General features: G+C 42.8%; 12 protein-coding genes. 7 read left to right on the plus strand and 5 right to left on the minus strand.

The genetic code is table 11. The features are described from left to right. Positions 1 to 73 precede the first annotated feature (73 nt). From ACHZBS_RS11570 to ACHZBS_RS11580, 3 genes are read right to left on the minus strand one after another with little or no spacing between them, the layout of a single operon-like run. Positions 74 to 952, minus strand: a complete 879-nt coding sequence (locus tag ACHZBS_RS11570; protein ID WP_319406665.1) for a HEAT repeat domain-containing protein — start codon at positions 950 to 952, stop codon at positions 74 to 76. 7 nt (positions 953 to 959) lie between these two features. After that, positions 960 to 1337 carry a hypothetical protein gene (locus tag ACHZBS_RS11575; RefSeq protein ID WP_319406666.1) on the minus strand — a complete coding sequence of 126 codons (378 nt, stop codon included), beginning with the start codon at positions 1335 to 1337 and terminating at the stop codon, positions 960 to 962. A gap of 11 nt (positions 1338 to 1348) precedes the next feature. Further along, complete coding sequence (locus ACHZBS_RS11580) at positions 1349 to 4756, minus strand: UvrD-helicase domain-containing protein (RefSeq protein ID WP_319406667.1); 3408 nt, start codon at positions 4754 to 4756, stop codon at positions 1349 to 1351. 264 nt (positions 4757 to 5020) lie between these two features. Here ACHZBS_RS11580 and rdgC point away from each other — a divergent pair, with 264 nt between their 5' ends. From rdgC to ACHZBS_RS11605, 5 genes are all read left to right on the plus strand, one after another. Then, positions 5021 to 5635: a recombination-associated protein RdgC gene (gene rdgC, locus ACHZBS_RS11585; RefSeq protein WP_319406668.1), complete on the plus strand. Its 615-nt coding sequence runs from the start codon at positions 5021 to 5023 to the stop codon at positions 5633 to 5635. 10 nt (positions 5636 to 5645) lie between these two features. Next, positions 5646 to 6170, plus strand: a complete 525-nt coding sequence (locus tag ACHZBS_RS11590; protein ID WP_319406669.1) for a hypothetical protein — start codon at positions 5646 to 5648, stop codon at positions 6168 to 6170. Positions 6171 to 6393: 223 nt separating this feature from the next. Next, positions 6394 to 7509 (plus strand): DNA polymerase III subunit beta, encoded by a 1116-nt coding sequence (gene dnaN / locus ACHZBS_RS11595; protein WP_319406670.1) that lies wholly within the window; start codon positions 6394 to 6396, stop codon positions 7507 to 7509. Positions 7510 to 7531: 22 nt separating this feature from the next. Then, entirely contained in the window at positions 7532 to 9928 is a 2397-nt protein-coding gene (gyrB, locus tag ACHZBS_RS11600) for a DNA topoisomerase (ATP-hydrolyzing) subunit B (protein ID WP_319406671.1), read from the plus strand. A gap of 324 nt (positions 9929 to 10252) precedes the next feature. Continuing rightward, complete coding sequence (locus ACHZBS_RS11605) at positions 10253 to 11047, plus strand: thymidylate synthase (protein ID WP_319406672.1); 795 nt, start codon at positions 10253 to 10255, stop codon at positions 11045 to 11047. Positions 11048 to 11128: 81 nt separating this feature from the next. Here ACHZBS_RS11605 and asnS read toward each other — a convergent pair whose 3' ends face one another. Next, a complete protein-coding gene (asnS, locus tag ACHZBS_RS11610; RefSeq protein ID WP_319406673.1) occupies positions 11129 to 12511 on the minus strand; it encodes an asparagine--tRNA ligase in 1383 nt (460 codons plus the stop codon). Beyond that, the gene (locus tag ACHZBS_RS11615) at positions 12511 to 14088 is read right to left on the minus strand and encodes a Do family serine endopeptidase (RefSeq protein WP_319406674.1); all 1578 of its coding nucleotides are present in this window, start codon (positions 14086 to 14088) and stop codon (positions 12511 to 12513) included. The genes asnS and ACHZBS_RS11615 overlap by 1 nt, the downstream gene beginning before the upstream one ends. Between ACHZBS_RS11615 and ACHZBS_RS11620 the strand changes: the two genes are divergently transcribed. Both ACHZBS_RS11620 and ACHZBS_RS11625 read left to right on the plus strand, forming a co-directional pair. Then, positions 13978 to 16497 carry a TIGR03960 family B12-binding radical SAM protein gene (locus ACHZBS_RS11620; protein ID WP_319406675.1) on the plus strand — a complete coding sequence of 840 codons (2520 nt, stop codon included), beginning with the start codon at positions 13978 to 13980 and terminating at the stop codon, positions 16495 to 16497. The genes ACHZBS_RS11615 and ACHZBS_RS11620 overlap by 111 nt on opposite strands. Beyond that, positions 16490 to 18031, plus strand: a complete 1542-nt coding sequence (locus ACHZBS_RS11625; protein ID WP_319406676.1) for an Rne/Rng family ribonuclease — start codon at positions 16490 to 16492, stop codon at positions 18029 to 18031. Before ACHZBS_RS11620 ends, ACHZBS_RS11625 begins: the two co-directional genes overlap by 8 nt. The last annotated feature ends 172 nt before the right edge of the window (positions 18032 to 18203 follow it).

The following is an 18203-nucleotide window of genomic DNA, read 5'->3' on the forward strand; positions in this document are numbered from 1 at the left end:
ACTTGCCATGTTGTTTCGGCAATGAAAGTTTCCCTCTTTTTCAACAGTCATCTTTCATTATCAGTGAAAACCCCTATCTCCTGGCTAAAAGGCGAGTGGCGGCCTGCCTGACTTGAGCATCCTTGTCTGCCAGAAGAACGCACAGGATATCTTTCAGCGATGCATAGTCGACAGGATCTTCCGCAGAAAGGATTTCCAGAACCTGACGGCGGATCCGAAGATCCTCCTCTTTTAATAACTGCCGGTAGCGGTTAAGAATGGTTGCGGAAAGAGGAACCATGGCCAACCCGGATAACGCGTCCACGCGTAAATCCGGCGAAAGGGTCTCCATACTACCGAGGTAAACGTCTTCAACCTGGGGAATCTTTTCCGCAAACCGCCAGAGATTAAGCAAAATGCTTCGCTGTTCCTCAGCGGTTCCGCGTTCCAGACGGGCAGTTAAAAGATCGAATACGCGAAGATCTCCCACGGATGTCAGCGCTGCAATTGCCGCCGCCTGAACATTCCGGTCAGGATCAGACAGATGTGCCATGAGCGATTCAACCGCCGGCCAGTTTCCCTCCCAGCCTAGTGCCAGCGCACAGTTGCTTCGTACAGATGCCTCAGGATGGCTAAGATTTTTAATCAACTCGGCCCTTAATGCTGAAGAATCATTGCTCAAGGAAGCCGCAAGGCCCAACTGCACTGCTGCCGAAAGGCAGACCGAATCATCCGCTGACCCCCCCCGCATCAGGCGATAGAGCGGCCACAGCACCCGATCTTTGCCTGCAACCCCGAGTAGGGGAAGCATTTTCAATATAAATTCCGTGTCTGCATGGGGCAGTGCATCCAGCATTATCGTCACCGCGTCGGGGGTATCGAGAAAAAACGCTTCCATATCCGCCAAATAATTTTGCGCCTTTTCAATAAGCCTTTCCGGTCGTTTCATTGGAACAAGGGTAACGGTTTTCATATTATTTTTAATGACTTCCTTGATGGTCACCAAAAACCTTGAGAATATATTTGGCTGCAAAATCGTCGCGGCTAAGATATTTCATTCCCATGTCCATGGCGTTGTCCCATATTTCCTTTAAAATCTGGGCTTTGTTTCCATCGCTGATGAAATGTCGCTCTATTTTTTTCTGAAAAACAACCGCTTCGCCCAAAGCGACTTTGATCTGTCGGAAGTTTTCATCATCGACGGGATTGTTGTCGAACCATTTCTTTTCCACGGGGATGGTAACATCGATCTTCACACAGACAGACCAGCGATCAGCGGCAATTTTTTTTGACTGATCCACACACAGCAAGGTCAGTCCATTTTTCAATAAAAAGGATGAGGGGGGACGGGTCGACATGATAATCCTCTCTAAAACAGGGAAAGTTGTTCCTGGGTGGGCTTTTCAGTTTTCATGATGTCTTGACCTGAAAAGTATTTATAACTATTTTCAATATCTTTCACGAACGGGGATATTTGTCGGGGTTGTTTGTGGCCGTTAATCCGGCGGTATCGAGCTTGGGTCAAAAAAAGATGCTTTTTGGCCCGGGTCAGGGCCACGTAAAAAAGTCGCCGTTCTTCTTCCAGATCTGCCGGGTGGGTGGTTGATCGGTAGGGTATGAAATCATCCTCGCAACCGGCGATAAACACGACTGGAAATTCCAATCCCTTGGCGGCATGCATGGTGATCAGGGTCACTTTCTCCACGCGATGATCATAGGTATCCGTATCCTTGGACAGGGCAATCGCCTCCAAAAAGCCGGCGGCATCGCATTGATATCCACTGCCGGTTTCAAGTAAATGGGTACAGCCACGTTCAAATAAAGGGTCACCATCATATTTTTCCCTTAAATCGGCTTTCCTTATTATCAATTCAAGGGTATCCACAACCGGTAGACCTTCAATTTTTTTCTTAAACCTTGATATTTTTCCTAAAAATGTAAAAAGCTGCTGCTGACGGGTATGTCCCATATGAGGAATCGGCAGGCGGCGCAATTGAACCAGCGCTTCCGTCAGGGAAAAGGTTTTCTGGTAAGCCCAGTGTTTTATAATGTCTATGCTTTTTATGGAAACCGGCGAGTTGAAAATCCTTATAGAGGCTTGAAGATCGGAAAACATACTCACTCCGTTTAGCAACTTAAAAACCGACAACACTGATTTTACCCCGGGATGACTAAAAACCGTCTTCCGATCGATCACCTGACAGGGAATGCCTGCTTTTTCCAAATATTTTAAAATAACCTTACCCTGATTACGTGTTCGGTATAAAACGGCAAAATCAGCGAAACTCAACGCCTTTTTGTCCATGGTGCCATCCACAGAACCGGAATCCAAAGAAAAGAAACCCGTTCCCCCCACCATCACTTCTATTTTTTTTCCAATCGCAACAGCTTCTGCATTTTCCGTAGCCGCCCGCAAAATATGGATCCGACGTTCACCCGATAGGTTAGAATAGACATCACCTCTACCGACGCTTTCCATCAACTCCGAATTTTTTTTAATCACCTGTGTCGATATTTCCAGAATGGTCCGGGTAGATCGATAATTTTTCCTTAATAAAACAGTCTGGAAATCAGGAAAATCTTTCATAAACCATTTAAAACAAGCGACATCCGAACCTCTAAACCCGTATATGGATTGATCCGGATCGCCAATAATGCAGATATTGGCAAGATCCCCAGCCAGCAGCCTGACAAGCCGATACTGGCCGGCGTTTATATCCTGGTATTCGTCGATAAAAATATCGCTGAAGCGACCGATATACCTATCACGTAAATCCAGGTTTTTTTCCAACCGGTAAACCGTTTGAAAAATTAAATCTTCAAAATCCACAAAAGATTGAAATTGCAGCAATTGTTCATAGGTTTCATAACACTGAACGAACGGTTCCAACCGGTCCTGTGGACAAACTCCGTATAGCGGATCTTTACTGGAAAGCATCTTTTGTTTGGCGGAAACAATCCACCCCATCATATCTTCCACACGGATTGCATAATTTTTTTTTGTTAGGCCATTCAATACCATGGAATCGCGAACCAACTCTTTTCGGGATGCCTCATCGACCACCGACAACATCGTATCCGTTATAGCTTGGCTCAAGATGAGGTAACCCAGGGCATGAAAAGTGCCCACGAAGGGGAGTGGCCGCGAGTTCCCAAAGAAGGCTCGAAGCCTTTCTTTCATTTCTTTTGCGGCCTTATTGGTAAACGTTACTGCCAGTATTTGCTTGACATTCACACCCGTTTCAATCAACCGAGCAATTTTATGGGTCAGCGTGCGGGTCTTCCCTGTACCCGGTCCGGCAACAATCATCAGGGGGCCGCTGGGATGATCCACGGCTTTTTTCTGCTCCTCGTTCAAGGATATGCCAGTTTCAGGCGGTTCTTCCGGTTTCGGGATCACGGCGCACACCAATTTTTCGTCACAATTAAAAATTATTGATTTTTTATCACTGTCGGCCCATTCAATTTTTTTTTCAAAACCAGAAAAAAGGCTCCGCTGCCCAAGTAACCGATCCCTTTCCCTATCAGAAAAAATTTGAACGGTTCCGAAAATCCCATCATAACCCGGAGAAAAGGAAACGCGATTGTCCCTCATTCGAAAAATAGCCTCGGCAAGCAGCGGCACACCCACTGATTCGATTATATCTCTATCCAGATAATGAAGAATCTTAAATTCATTGCCTATTTTTTCCAACAGGGCTCGGTACGTTTGTGTGACCTTTTTGGATTGGGCACCGACTCTTAATATTTCAGCCAATAGAGCATCAAGTGGGATCAGCCGGTAAAAAGGAAAATGACGATTCGGAAGGGTTCCTTCAGGACGCGTGGCCAGCTCTTGCACGCGGTGCAGCACCCCAAGTGTCAGTGGTTTCCCACAAACCGGACAAAGGCCCTGGTGGGATTGGGTCTCAGCCGGAGTAAAGCATACCTCACATTTACGATGCCCGTCCACGTGGTATTTTCCCTCTTCAGGAAAAAATTCAAATGTACCGGCAAATTGGTTTTTATCTCCTTTTTCCATGGCCGACCGGATGGCATGATAATTCATTTCTGTTTTAAATAAATTCGCTTCTCTGCCCAGTTTTGAAGGTGAATGGGCATCTGAGTTTGAAATCAGGGTAATATCATCTAAGTCAGACACTTGCCAGTTCATGGGTGGGTCCGATGATAGACCCGTTTCTGCGGCAAAGATATGGGAACTTAGATCTTCGAAACAGTCCTTGATTGAATTAAATCCTGATTTCGACCCCAACATAGAAAACCAAGGGGTCCATATATGGGCGGGAACAAGGAAACCATCATCGGATGTCTCCAAAACAATTTCAAGAAGATCCCTTGCATCGAGACCGATGATGGGTCTTCCGTCGGATTTGATATTTCCGATCGTCTCCAAACGGTTGTTGAAAAAGCGAACCCGTTCTAAGTCCGGAAAAAAAACAAGGTTATGATTTTTTCGTGTTCGACCCTTCTTTTTATAGATATTGCTTATTTCACAACTCAACATAAACCGAACAGGCGCCCGGCAAGAGATCGGCACAATTTCATCGCAGCAACGGGCAATATCTGGTTTAAGCCTAAACAGACCCGGTTCGGCTGGTTCCAGTTTTTCGCTAATTTCTGAAATCCATTCAGGATGAGTAAAATCTCCGGTTCCCACCACTGAAATACCTTTCAATTGGGCCCATATATAAATATTTTCAATATCGAGGTTACGAGCGGTAGCCCTAGAAAATTTTGAATGGATGTGGAGATCAGCGATAAATGGATCTGAAAACATGATCAATAAATAGTTAACTATTTAAAATTATTTAAAATATTAATAAAGCAGCCGTATATTTAAATATTGAAAACCATTTGTCAATATTCCAAATTTTCATTTTTTTTTATTTATCATATTAAAATAATTCAATTATTCAATAAATTGGGTTGATTCTGCCCGGATTCCAAAAAGAGCTTGAAAGAAATACATAAAAAAGCTATATGTATTTGTTTTATTGAAAAATAATATACTTTATTCTTTATAATTAGGACAACTAATGTAATGGGTATCTTATCATCATCCGTGTCCATCACTCAATATTGCGTTGAAGGAAAAATTTCTGAACCGATTCTGGAAACCGTTGCCACCGGGTTAAAAAAACATTCCATTGAGGAAATAGACAACGAATCTTCAGACAAGTCTATTGGTTGGACCTGTTTTAACAATCCCTTCAGCACCGATTTTAACCAAACACCCTTTCTCATCGGCACCTATTTTGTTTTTTCCATGAGAATAGATAAAAAAACGATTCCCTCTAAAATTATTAAAAAATATTACTCCCTTGAAATGAAAAAACGGCTGGAAAAAAATGGCCGTGAATTTTTAAGCAAAACCGAAAAAAAAGAAATCAAGGATCATGTTCTTCACGTATTGAATTTGAGAATTCCGGCAACGCCTAATATATATGATCTTATTTGGAACTACGAATCCAGGACCCTTTGGTTTTTCTCTAATTTAAAGGGTGCCAATGAAGAATTAGAAACCCTTTTCAACCGGTCATTTAAATTAAAATTAATTCGTTTATTTCCCTATAGCATGGCTACACTGACCTCACCATTGTCCAACGTCGAAAAAGATGCCGTATCCCAATTCACCCCAACCCGATTCACGGAGTAATTCATAACCCATGCTGGATGTCTCTGTTTCATATAATCGATATAAATTTATTGGAAATGAATTTTTAACCTGGCTGTGGTTTACCATTGATACAGACCAACCTTTTTTTCAAACGGTAGATGAGACTATTACCTCCCTGTATCTGGGCAATCGAATCGTCCTTGAAAACAACATCAATGATACCATTGAATTAATTACCATTAAAGGAGATGATGCCGGACTTGAAGAAGGTCTTTTATCACTTCGAAAAGGTGCTGTCGTCATCGAAATGAACCTTTCCTATAAAACGGAAAATCAGGATTGGAAATTCACGCTGAAAGGGGAAAGCCTGAGTTTTTCAAGTTTAAAAGTGCCGGAAACCGGTCCGGTCGAAACCAAGGACGATATTGAAGGGATGGTGCTGGAAAAGGCATACCTGTATGAAAAGGCAATTAATCTGGTCAATCGTCTATTTAATATTTTTTTAAAATTAAGATCTACTGTAGAATGGAATAAACAGACCGTCCCAAAAATAAAAAAATGGATAGAAGTATAGTCAACGGCCACTATAAACAAAAATTTTTAAAATTTGTAGATAAGTTACCAGTTATCAACAATTTCATTTTTTCTGACGAAAATAAGTTCTTTTTAGAAAATCGTGTAGTCACTTATCAACCATCAATACTAATTAATTTTATATATAAATTCAATTAATTAAATAATTATAAACTTTTGTCGGCTTCAACTACTATAACAATATATTTAAAAGGGATTATATTATGAAATTCATTATCAACAAATTCCAAATTGTTAATGTGCTGGCAAAAGTGCAAGGCCTTACCGGACGCCGAAGCAATCTCGCTATTACTGAAAATATTTTGATTCGGGCTGTTAACGATGGAATTCATCTGACTGCCACCGACCTTGAAACCGGATTTGAAGGGTTTTATCCGGCGTCCATTGAAAAAGAAGGCGCGGTAGCTGTCAGTGCTAAAAAATTATTTGAAATTCTTAGGGAATTTCCATCAGAGGATATTCTTATCCATGAAGTGGAAAATAAATGGATAGAGATAGGCAATGAAAAAGTTCAGTACCATATTGTGGGTATGAATCCGGACGATTTTCCTGAAACACCTCATATTATTGATGTTGATTTTTTTTCCATCGAAGCATCTATTTTAGAAAAGATGATAGAACGATCCATCATCATATCAGCCGCGGGTGATGAAAAACGAGCGCACATCAACGGAGTTTTCGTTGAAAGGACCCATCAAGATGTAAATCGGCTTAGGTTCGTTTCCACAGATGGCAGCCGTTTAAATGCGGTTAATCATTTTTATGCGTCATCGGAAGATATTCCTGCTGGTGAAGGAGTGTTGGTTCCTAAAAAGGGATTGAATGAAGTAGCAAAATTTTTAGACATCGAAGGAGAAGTTCACATTGGTATAAAGGATAGTAATTTCATAGTAAAGAAGGAAAAAGAAACGATTATTATTCGTATGCTGGAGGGAGAGTTTCCTAAGTATGAAGATATACTGGCAAAAGGGAATGACCATCTTATCAAACTGGATAAAATTAAATTTGGAAAAATGCTTAAAAGAATGTCGATTTTGGCAACGGATAACTATAAAGGAGCTGTTTTCACCTTCGATGACAATAAACTGGTGGTGACTGCCACTAATCCTGATTATGGAGAATCTAAAGAAGAAACGGAAATCGAATTCACCGGAAACCCCATTGAAGCAGCCTTTAACCCAAAATTTTTTATGGATACCCTAAGTGTTATCGATGAAGAAAATGTGATTATTAATATTGTAGACGGTAGCCGTCCCTGTATTGTTGAAGGGGATACAGATAAAACCTTTATCGGCGTCATTATGCCGATGAGAATTTAAAATAAATGAGAATTTAAAATAAATGAACGACAATTACGATGCAGATAGTATTGATGTTTTAGAGGGTCTTGAACCGGTTCGATTGAGACCGTCCATGTATATTGGCAATGTTGATGTGGCCGGTCTCCACCACCTTGTATACGAGGTGGTGGACAATAGTATCGATGAGGCCATGGCGGGATATTGCGAAAATATTCGGGTTACCATTCATAATGACAACAGCATCAGTGTCGAAGACAATGGTAGAGGGATTCCCGTTGATATTCACCGTACGGAAAATGTACCGGCGGTAGAGGTGGTATTGACAAAACTGCATGCCGGCGGGAAATTCGACAACGACAGTTACAAGGTGTCCGGTGGACTTCATGGGGTTGGGGTAAGTGTGGTCAATGCCCTGTCTAAATTTCTTGAAGTTGAAATCTACGCAAAGGGAAAAATTTACTATCAGACCTATGAGCGCGGATTAAAGACCTGTGAATTGAAGATTATTGGAGAAACCGAAAAAAGAGGTACCCGAATTCACTTTGTTCCGGATGACCAGATTTTTAATGTATCCGAATTCAGCTACGACATTTTGTCCCGTCGGTTAAGAGAACTGGCCTTTCTCAATAAAGGAGTAAGTATTTTTATTGAAGATGAGCGGTTCGATAAAAACGACAGCTATTTTTACGAAGGGGGTATCGTTTCATTTGTAGAGTATTTGAATAAACGGCACACGGTTCTTCATGAACCGGTTTTTATTGAAGGTTATCGAAACGACGTTAATATTGAAGTAGCTATCCAATATAATGGGACTTATAAAGAAAATATTTTTTCTTTTGCTAATAATATCAATACAGTAGAAGGTGGATTTCACCTGATTGGATTCAAGGCGGCATTAACCCGGTGTATTAACCAATATGCCGTAAACGGGCATCTGCCGAAAAATCTTACCGCTAAAATCAGCGGTGACGATGTTCGAGAAGGATTGACGGCGATCATCAGCGTCAAAATAAAGTCCCCCCAGTTTGAAGGACAAACCAAAACTAAACTGGGCAATAGTGAAGTCAAAGGCCTGGTTGAATCACTAGTAAATGAAAAACTCAGTGCTTTTATGGAGGAAAACCCCGCGGTATCCAGGAAAATTATGGAAAAGGCCGTGGATGCTGCCAGAGCGCGGGATGCTGCCAAGCGGGCACGCGATATGGCTAGAAATAAGGGAGCACTGATCGATTCTACCCTTCCAGGTAAACTGGCAGACTGTCAGATATCTGATCCGACTCTACGGGAACTGTTTCTGGTTGAAGGAGATTCCGCCGGTGGATCTGCTAAACAGGGAAGGGATAGAAAATTTCAGGCTATTTTGCCTTTGAAAGGAAAAATTTTAAATGTGGAGAAGGCGCGTTTTGACAAAATACTTAGAAGTGAAGAAATTAAAAATATAATTACAGCTTTAGGAACAGGTGTGGGTAAGGAAGAATATAATATTGACAAGATCCGCTATCACAAAATTATTATAATGACCGATGCGGATGTGGATGGATCCCATATTCGGACCCTGTTGCTTACCTTTTTCTATCGGCAGATGCCCGAACTGGTAGACAAAGGGTATTTGTACATTGCCCAACCCCCTCTTTTTAAAATAGGGAAAGGTAAAAGTGAATCATATATGAAAGATGAAGGTGAACTAAATGATTTTATTTTGAAAAAAATTTGTGAAAGAAAGCAGATTAAAATTGTAAATAGCGGGAAAATAATATCTGATCATCAGCTTTTTATTTTTCTGGGTGATTTGAGTGATTACACGTCAGCAATGGCTAAACTGGAAAACCGCGGGTTTGATTCTTTGGTTGTGGAGATGCTGGTCAAAGAGGATGTTCAAGATAAAGCATTCTTGCAGGACTTGGACAAAATGAAAGATTTAAAGGGCAAAATTGATAAGCACGGATATTTGACGGAAAATCTGTCCTGGAATGATGAAGATGAAATATTTGAGTTGACTGTAAGATCAACGGATCCAAATAATTATCAGAAGACCGTCATCATTGGCAGGAGTTTGATTTATTCATCCGATTTTCAAAAATGTTTGATTTTAAATAAAAAATTGGAAGTAGATGATATTCCTCCATTTGAAATATTCACGAAGGATCGCGATGATCCACCAGTAATTATTGAAGATAAACGGCAACTTCTGCTATATCTGCTGGAAGATGGTAAAAAAGGTATAAATATTCAGAGATATAAAGGCCTTGGTGAAATGAACCCCGAGCAGTTGTGGCAGACCACCATGCATCCCGACAAGCGCAATCTCCTAAAAGTTACTGTGGAAGATGCAGTTGAATCTGATGAGATATTTACAATCCTGATGGGTGATGAAGTTGAACCCAGGCGGGACTTCATTCAAAACAATGCGTTAGAAGTCAGTATGCTCGATATATAAAGAACTTACTTTAACAGACAGTTGACTTAAAAAAGAACCCCTGAAATTCCGTTGGGAAGATCAGGGGTTCTTAAATGGGTGCGCTCTTTTAAATAGCAAATAATAAAATCGAATTCCGCTTCAGAAGGAGATTCAGGAGTATAACTGAAAATTTAAGATGAGCCTCAAGTCAGGTTATCTGCATCAAAGAGCACACACTGAATCTCATAAACATCTTTACTTGTCAATTATTTTTTTTAGGCGCTATACTTTTTCTTCCGGTATAATATATCGTAAAAATTGATATAGTTTTTAATTCTTTTCCATGATAGCAAGGTGGAAAAAATGAAAATTCATCGAATAAATGCCAGAGATCTTCCGGATCTGTGGTTTCAAGCGGTTCATGATATTCTTGATAAGGGGAACCGATTTACCATTGACCGTGGCTCGTATGCCGGCCAAACAAGGCTTGAATACGATTATTTTTGTGGACATGTGAAATTTCCGGGAACCCTGCCATTAATACCGGATATTCCCCCATCCTGTTGTATTCCGAATCCGGTTGAAGAGGCTTATATCTTTGGCGGAGAAGGATACAATCGATCGTATATTGAATATTTAATGACTGGACACAAAGAACCCGGGGAATCCTACACCTATGGTGAGCGCTTGACGCGGGTTCCCATTAGCGGCGATAAATTGAGTTGGTGGAAGAAAAAAAACCGCGACATTATCGACGAAAGGGATACTGATGGAAAAGCGGTCTTCACAGAAAATGGAGAGTTGTATCTGAATCAGATCGAATGGATTATTGATACATACAAGCGGTTCGGATCCAGAAATAACCAGATGGTGCTCCAAGTCGCGCACCCCTCTGATTTAACATTGCTCGATCCTCCCTGTTTGCGGTCAATTGATACGCGCATTCAGGACGAGACGCTTCATTTCATCGTTTATTTTCGATCCTGGGACCTTTGGGGGGGGATGCCGGCGAATCTGGCGGGCATTCAAAATTTAAAAGAATATATGGCTGGTGAAATTGGCGTCCAGGATGGAGAAATGATTGTTGAAAGCAAGGGCCTTCATCTATACGGATATGCTGAAGAACTGGCTAAACTTCGTTGTTTAAAGCAAGCCTGATTTTTAAATCACAAGAAAACAAATATCTTGCCGACTGTCGGTCTCCATCATGGTATTATAACTGGTAAACCGAAGATATTTTTAAAACTCAATATTCCCCGGGGTTCTGGGAAAGGGAATCACATCCCTGATGTTCGACAGGCCGGTAATAAGCATTAACAACCGTTCGAAACCCAGTCCAAATCCACTGTGGGGAACCGTTCCGTAGCGCCTTGAGTCCAGGTACCACCAGTAGTTTTCCTTAGAAAGCCCACCCCCGACCATTCGGTTTTCCAGCACGTCTAATCGTTCTTCACGCTGGCTGCCTCCGATCAATTCACCGATTCGCGGCACCAGAATATCCATGGCTCCAACCGTTTCGCCGTCATCGTTCAGACGCATGTAAAAGGGTTTGATGGTTTTTGGATAATCATAAATGATAATTGGTTTTTTAAAATATTTTTCGGTCAGATAACGTTCATGTTCGGATTGAAGATCTGATCCGTAAGACAAATTGAATTCAAAGGATTCTTTTGACCCTAGCAAAATGTCGATGGCGTCTTTGTAGGGAATACGAAAAAAATCAGATGAAATGATATTTTCGAGTGTTTTCATCAACGTTTTGTCAACAAACCGAGCAAACAGGTTTAAATCATCTGCACACGTGTCGATGGCAAAACGGACGAGATGTTTGATGAGAGCTTCACCTAAATCCATGTTACCAGCTAGATCGCAAAAGGCCATCTCCGGTTCGATCATCCAGAACTCAGCCACGTGACGGCTGGTGTTGGAATTTTCAGCGCGAAAAGTCGGTCCAAAAGTGTATACATCTCCTAAGGCGAGGGCAAACATTTCGGCGGACAGCTGTCCTGAAACCGTCAGATTGGATTCCGCGCCGAAAAAATCCTTGGAAAAATCAATTTTTTCGTCTGAATTCATCGGCATGGATGGCTTCAGCGTCGTTACTCGAAATAGTTCTCCAGCACCTTCACAGTCTGATCCGGTAATCACCGGGGTGTGAATGTAGCGAAATCTCCGATCCCTGAAAAATTGGTGGACCGCCCAGGAAAGTTCGGAACGGATTCTGAAGACAGCTCCATATTTATTGGTCCGTGGCCTCAAATGGGCAATGGTTCTCAGATATTCATCGGTATGGCGTTTTTTCTGTAACGGGAAGGTTTCGGGTGCGATACTGATAATATCCATTTTTTCAGCCCGAACCTCCCATTGCTGTCCGCCGCCCTGGGATGGGACAAGGCTACCCGATACGGCAACTGCCGATCCGGTAGTCAGCTTTTTAATTTCGATGTAGTCTGATATTCTTTCATCAACGACAATCTGCATATTTTTCAGACAGGAACCATCATTGACTTCGATAAAAGAAAAATTTTTGGAGTCCCGTTTGGTTCGAATCCATCCTTTAATCAGTATATTATCAATAGGAGCAGAGGTTTTTAGTAGCTCGATAATTTTTTTTCTTTTCATTATGAATTATCTTTCATGGTTGTATTCACATAGTATAGATTTCCATGGCGCTGAATGAGAAGTACCACTGACGGTTTGTTCCGGTATTTTACCATGGCCGCTTTAAAATCCGCCATATTTTCCACCTGGGCTTCGTCGATCTGGCGTATAATATCTCCGGGTCTCACGCCGATATGGTCAAGATAGGAACCCCTGCGTATTTTTATGATTATAACCCCGATGTTGGTCAGGACGTCATATTTGGACTGGACCTGTTTATCAAGGTCGGAAACAGTGATGCCCAACCTCTGTCCGGCTAAATCCAGTGCCCGATCGAGAGGAAATATAGCCGTTTTGATATTTGTTTGAGCGGTTTTTCCTTTTCTTCTGTATTCAACCGATATGGTTTGGTCGGCGGATATTTCGTTCATCTTCAATTGATAAGTGGAGATGTCGGTTGTCTTCAAGCCGTCTATGGAAAGGATGATATCACCTTCACGAAGGCCCGCCTTTGCCGACGGGCCTTGCGGATCCACTGCAGTGACCATTAGTCCAAGATCGCCTTGGATATCGAGATATTTGGAAAGGCTGGAATCAATGGGTTGAACCGTGATGCCGACCCATGCCTGAATCACCTCTCCAAAATTGATCAGGTCGGAAATGATTCGTTTTGCCCGATTTATAGGAATGGCAAAACCGATGCCCTGGGCTTGCGCAAAGATAGCCGTGTTGATGCCGATTAACTCTCCGTTGATATTAAGCAGGGGGCCGCCGCTGTTTCCCGGATTGATGGAGGCATCGGTTTGAATGAAGCGGTGGAAGACCCTTTCTGCGGTCTTGATACTTCGATTGATAGAACTGACCACACCGGTGGTGACCGTATGGGAAAAACCAAAGGGATTTCCGATGGCAATAACCGATTCTCCGATCATTAAATCATCTGAATTGCCCATTTCAATGGCTGGTAACTCGTGATCCGATTTTATTTTAAGCACAGCCAAATCCGAATCCGGGTCCATTCCCACAATGGTCGCCTCGAATTCTCTTTGATCGTTCAGCGCCACGCTGATGGTGCTTGCCTTTTCGACGACGTGGGTATTGGTTAAAACAAAACCGCGCATGCCGTCAATGATGACGCCGGAGCCAAGACTGGTTCGCTTTTCCCTTCGTTCAAGTTCGGGGGAAAAAAAATCCCTGAAAAAGGTATCCAACAGCGGGTCTATCCCATATCCTGAAAAAGGATTGGAATTCTTGCGGATTTCATATTGTGAACTTATATTGACCACGGCCGGGCCTGCTTTTCGTACCGCCTTGACGACATTGTTTTCTCGTGTTTCAATGCCGCAAAAGCCATTTTGCCAGCTGATAAGAGTGATAATCAAAGATCCCGCAAAAAGCAGCAAGGATCTTTTTTTTAGGTCGTTTTGTTTGGCGATCATTGGCATGTCAACCCGTTTCCATAAAAATATCAGGTATAGAAACATAACATGAGTGAAACATCCATTCAAGATATCCTGCCGTTGGTCCAGATGCCCAGCCGTTATTTGGGAAGCGAAATCAACCGTATTAAAAAATCCTGGAATCAAACCCAAGTGCATGTCGCGCTGGCATTTCCAGACCTTTATGAAATTGCCACATCCCACTTCGGCATTCAGATTTTATATGGGATGCTAAATGCTCGGGAGAATATTCTGGCCGAGAGGGTCTTTGCCCCAGCAGTGGATATGGAGGAGCAACTTCGAAAAAACAGGCTGCCGTTAGGCTCTCTAGAGTCCCAAACCCCGCTCAAAGAATTTGATATTATCGGCTTCAGCCTGCTTTACGAGTTAAACTATACGAATATGGTGAACATGCTCGACCTCGGGGGTGTTCCCTTCTTTACCGAGCAGCGGAAAGAAAAAGATCCTTTTGTTATCGGCGGTGGACCGTGTACCTGCAATCCTGAACCCGTGGCTGATTTTTTTGATGCGATCGTGGTGGGTGACGGTGAGGCCGTTATTTTACAAATGACCGATGCATGGAAAGACTGGCTGCAATCGGGCAGGGGCAATAGAGAAGCATTGCTCGACCGCTGGTCGCTGATAAAAGGGGTGTATATTCCTTCATTTTTCGATGTTTCCCTCGATTCTGGCGGAAAGCAGCAGTTAATCTCAAAACGTGCGTCATACCGTGATGTTGAACGAGCCGTTGTTTCCGATCTGAACATGGCACCGTTTCCATTGCAGCCTATTATTCCCTTCGGTAAGCCGGTTCATGACCGGTTACGCATGGAAATTGCCCGGGGCTGCACCCGAGGTTGCCGGTTCTGTCAGGCTGGAATGATCTATCGGCCGGTCCGAGAACGCCATCCGGAATCGATATTGTCTTCAGTGAGCCAATCGTTGGAGGAGAGCGGATATGAAGATCTCTCGCTGCTGTCTCTGAGCACGGGGGATTACTCCTGCATTGCCCCGTTGATGAAAAAGATTATGGAATTCGGTGCAAAAGACCGGGTGGCAATATCCCTGCCGTCCTTGCGGGCGGGTTCTCTGACTCCCGAGCTGATGGAACTGATTCGCAAGGTCAGAAAAACTGGATTCACCATTGCACCGGAAGCAGGAAGCCAGCGCCTGCGAGATGTGATCAATAAAAACATCACGGAAGCAGATATCGTCGATACCGTTGAAAATGCCTTTTCTCTGGGCTGGAAGATGATCAAACTTTATTTTATGGTCGGTCTTCCCACCGAAACGCAGGCAGATATCGAAGCGATTGTAGATCTGGTAAAACATTTAAAACCCATTACCAAAAGACCGGGACGAAGTGGGAAAATTAACGTCAGTGTTGCTACTTTTGTTCCCAAGCCTCACACACCGTTTCAGTGGGAACCGCAGATCAGTCTCGAAACGGCCTTGGAAAAAATTAACTGGTTGAAAGAGAACCTTAAACTCCCCGGCATCCACGTTAAATGGCAGGACCCGCGGGTCAGTATGATCGAAGGGGTCTGGGCCAGGGGAGATCGAAAGTTGAACAAGGTGTTGATCAACGCGTGGAAAGACGGATGCCGGTTCGATGGGTGGACAGATTTTTTTAACTATGATCGGTGGGTCACGGTTTTTGAAGAGAGCGGGATAAACACGTCACAGTATACCTGTGGAACTTCCGATACAAACCAGCCGTTGCCATGGGATCATATCAACATTGGTGTGGATCGGTCTTTTTTAGTGGAAGAAAAGGACCGAGCGTTCGAAGGAAGGATCACCAAGGACTGTCGTACCGGGTCCTGCAGTGGCTGCGGAGTTTGTGATTTTGAATCGCTGAAACCGGTTTCTTTTCATGATCAGAAAGATCTTTTTTCAGGGGAACCCCCGGCGGCTGAATCCGAGCCGTCAGAAAAAAGCATCAAGTATGTGGTCACTTTTAAAAAAATGAACGCTTCGCGGTTTTTGGGCCATCTTGAAATGATAAAAATATTTATAAGAAGCTTTCGACGGGGAGGACTTCCTTTAAAATATTCCAAAGGGTTTCATCCCATGCCAAAAATCTCTTTTGGAGATACGTTGCCCATGGGGATGCAAAGTGAAGAGGAACAACTGCTGGTTACGCTTACCGAATCGATTGATCCGGGAGAGTTGGTTTTGCGTCTCCGCCCGCAAATGCCTGGTGGTCTGGAAATTACCGGTTGCACACCAGAAGTCCAACAAAAGAAATTGGAACGAGACAATAAACAGGCGTATCGGGTCGAACTAAAAGATGGCTTTTTCATGGAAAAAGATTTAGATTGGTTTTTTGGGCAACAAAGCGTAACTATTGAAAGAAAAAGCAAGAAAGGTAAGTTGGTTGTCGTTGATTTAAAAAAGGCGGTTTCCGAAATCAGGCTGTTGGACCGCCATCAAGTTTTTATGTCCCTTGGAACAGATAACAACCTGATGGTAAGACCGGGGCATGTGATGAAAACGGTCTTTAATTTGAGCGATCGGCAGATCCTGACTGCGATAATCACCAAAAGAAAAAAGAATTATGTCTAAAAAAATAATTATCAATGTGGCCGACCACGAAACCCGGGTTGCTCTTGTTGAAGACGAAACCATCGTTGAACTTTTCATTGAGAGAAAGGGAAGCCGCGATAATACCGGTAATATATATAAAGGACGGGTTCAGCGGGTGCTTCCGGGAATGCAGGCGGCTTTTGTAGACATCGGATTGAACCAGGCAGCCTTTATTTATGTTGATGATGTGGTCCGCGATAATTATTCGGATATCGAAGACCATTTTATTTGCAACGATGTTGAGGAAGATGTTTTCTCTGAAGAAGATCACCACGCGACTGCTAATTTAAAAGAAGAAAAATACAACATTGAAGACCTTATTACCGAAGGGCAGGAAATTCTCGTTCAGGTTTCAAAATCACCCATTGGCACAAAGGGTGCCCGAATTACCTCTAATATTTCACTTCCCGGACGCTTTTTGGTGTTGATGCCCACCTCCTCTCATATAGGAATTTCGCGTCGGATTGAGGATGAAAACGAACGTCAACGGCTTAAAAACATTGTTTTTGAGTTATCCAGTAATAGTTCGATGGGCTATATTGTGCGCACTGCAGCAGAAGGGGTGCTGAAAGAAAAAGTAGCCTACGAAATGGGTTTTTTGAAGAACCTGTGGTGCAACATCCAAAAAAAATATCAGACGGCCCCTACACCATCCCTTCTTCATCAGGAATTAAACCTTAGCCTTAGAGCGGTCAGAGACCTGCTCCTACAAGAGGCGGAAAAGCTCGTGATCGATTCGAGAAAGGATTTCGAATCGGTACTGGCGTTTCTTGATACCTTTAATCCTTCCCTTAAAGATTCTGTGGAGTTGTTTGAGGGCAATGAACCTATTTTCGATGCCTATAACCTTGAAGGAGATATTTCAAGGGCATTGAAGAGAAAAGTGTGGCTCAAATCAGGAGGGTATATCGTTATCGAACACACCGAAGCCCTGGTAGCCATCGATGTAAATACGGGTCGGTATGTTGGAAAGTACAATCTCGAAGAAACCATTTTAAAAACAAATCTGGAGGCGGTCAAAGAGATTGCCTACCAAATCCGGTTACGGGATATCGGTGGAATTATCATTATCGATTTCATCGATATGGAAAAAAAATCAAATCAGGAAAAAGTCTTTTCTGCGCTTAATGAAGCGTTTACCAAGGACAGAAGCAAGACCCATATCCTTCCCATCTCTGATATGGGTCTTATTCAAATGACCCGGAAAAGAACCCGTAAACCCCTTACGCGGTTGCTGTGTGATCCGTGCCCCTATTGCGAGGGAGAAGGTTATATAATATCAATCAAAACAGTATGTTACTCAGTATACCGGGAAATTTTAAGATATGCCGCCGATATGACCGGTTCCCGACTTACCCTACGAGTGAATCCCGAGGTTGCCGAGTTTCTTCATGGTGAGGAAAATCATTTGATTCCTGGCCTGGAAAAGAGCATTGAAAAACAGATCGTTATTTATCCGGACGACCGGTATCACATGGAAGCATTCGAAATTATTGAATCTGTACATGATTAAAACGAGATTGGGAATTATCCTGTCTTTTTGAAAATACAAGCTGATAGTTTTTAACTACCGCTTCCGGCGACCCGTTCTTTTTTGCGGCTTGACATCGGTGTTTTCATGTGGTTAGGATACCCGATTCAACTTATTTAGAAAAGAATGCATTGGCATTACATCATTGGAGAGA

Source organism: uncultured Desulfosarcina sp., assembly GCF_963664155.2.
Lineage (GTDB): Bacteria > Desulfobacterota > Desulfobacteria > Desulfobacterales > Desulfosarcinaceae > Desulfosarcina.

Bases quoted from the DNA above. Each gene is read 5' to 3' on its own strand.
- dnaN (WP_319406670.1), top strand. From the start codon at position 6,394: ATGAAATTCATTATCAACAAATTCCAAATTGTTAATGTGCTGGCAAAA.
- ACHZBS_RS11620 (WP_319406675.1), top strand. From the start codon at position 13,978: ATGAGTGAAACATCCATTCAAGATATCCTGCCGTTGGTCCAGATGCCC.
- asnS (WP_319406673.1), bottom strand. From the start codon at position 12,511: ATGAAAAGAAAAAAAATTATCGAGCTACTAAAAACCTCTGCTCCTATT.
- ACHZBS_RS11590 (WP_319406669.1), top strand. From the start codon at position 5,646: ATGCTGGATGTCTCTGTTTCATATAATCGATATAAATTTATTGGAAAT.
- ACHZBS_RS11605 (WP_319406672.1), top strand. From the start codon at position 10,253: ATGAAAATTCATCGAATAAATGCCAGAGATCTTCCGGATCTGTGGTTT.
- ACHZBS_RS11625 (WP_319406676.1), top strand. From the start codon at position 16,490: ATGTCTAAAAAAATAATTATCAATGTGGCCGACCACGAAACCCGGGTT.
- ACHZBS_RS11575 (WP_319406666.1), bottom strand. From the start codon at position 1,337: ATGTCGACCCGTCCCCCCTCATCCTTTTTATTGAAAAATGGACTGACC.
- ACHZBS_RS11615 (WP_319406674.1), bottom strand. From the start codon at position 14,088: ATGCACTTGGGTTTGATTCCAGGATTTTTTAATACGGTTGATTTCGCT.
- gyrB (WP_319406671.1), top strand. From the start codon at position 7,532: ATGAACGACAATTACGATGCAGATAGTATTGATGTTTTAGAGGGTCTT.
- rdgC (WP_319406668.1), top strand. From the start codon at position 5,021: ATGGGTATCTTATCATCATCCGTGTCCATCACTCAATATTGCGTTGAA.
- ACHZBS_RS11580 (WP_319406667.1), bottom strand. From the start codon at position 4,756: ATGTTTTCAGATCCATTTATCGCTGATCTCCACATCCATTCAAAATTT.
- ACHZBS_RS11570 (WP_319406665.1), bottom strand. From the start codon at position 952: ATGAAAACCGTTACCCTTGTTCCAATGAAACGACCGGAAAGGCTTATT.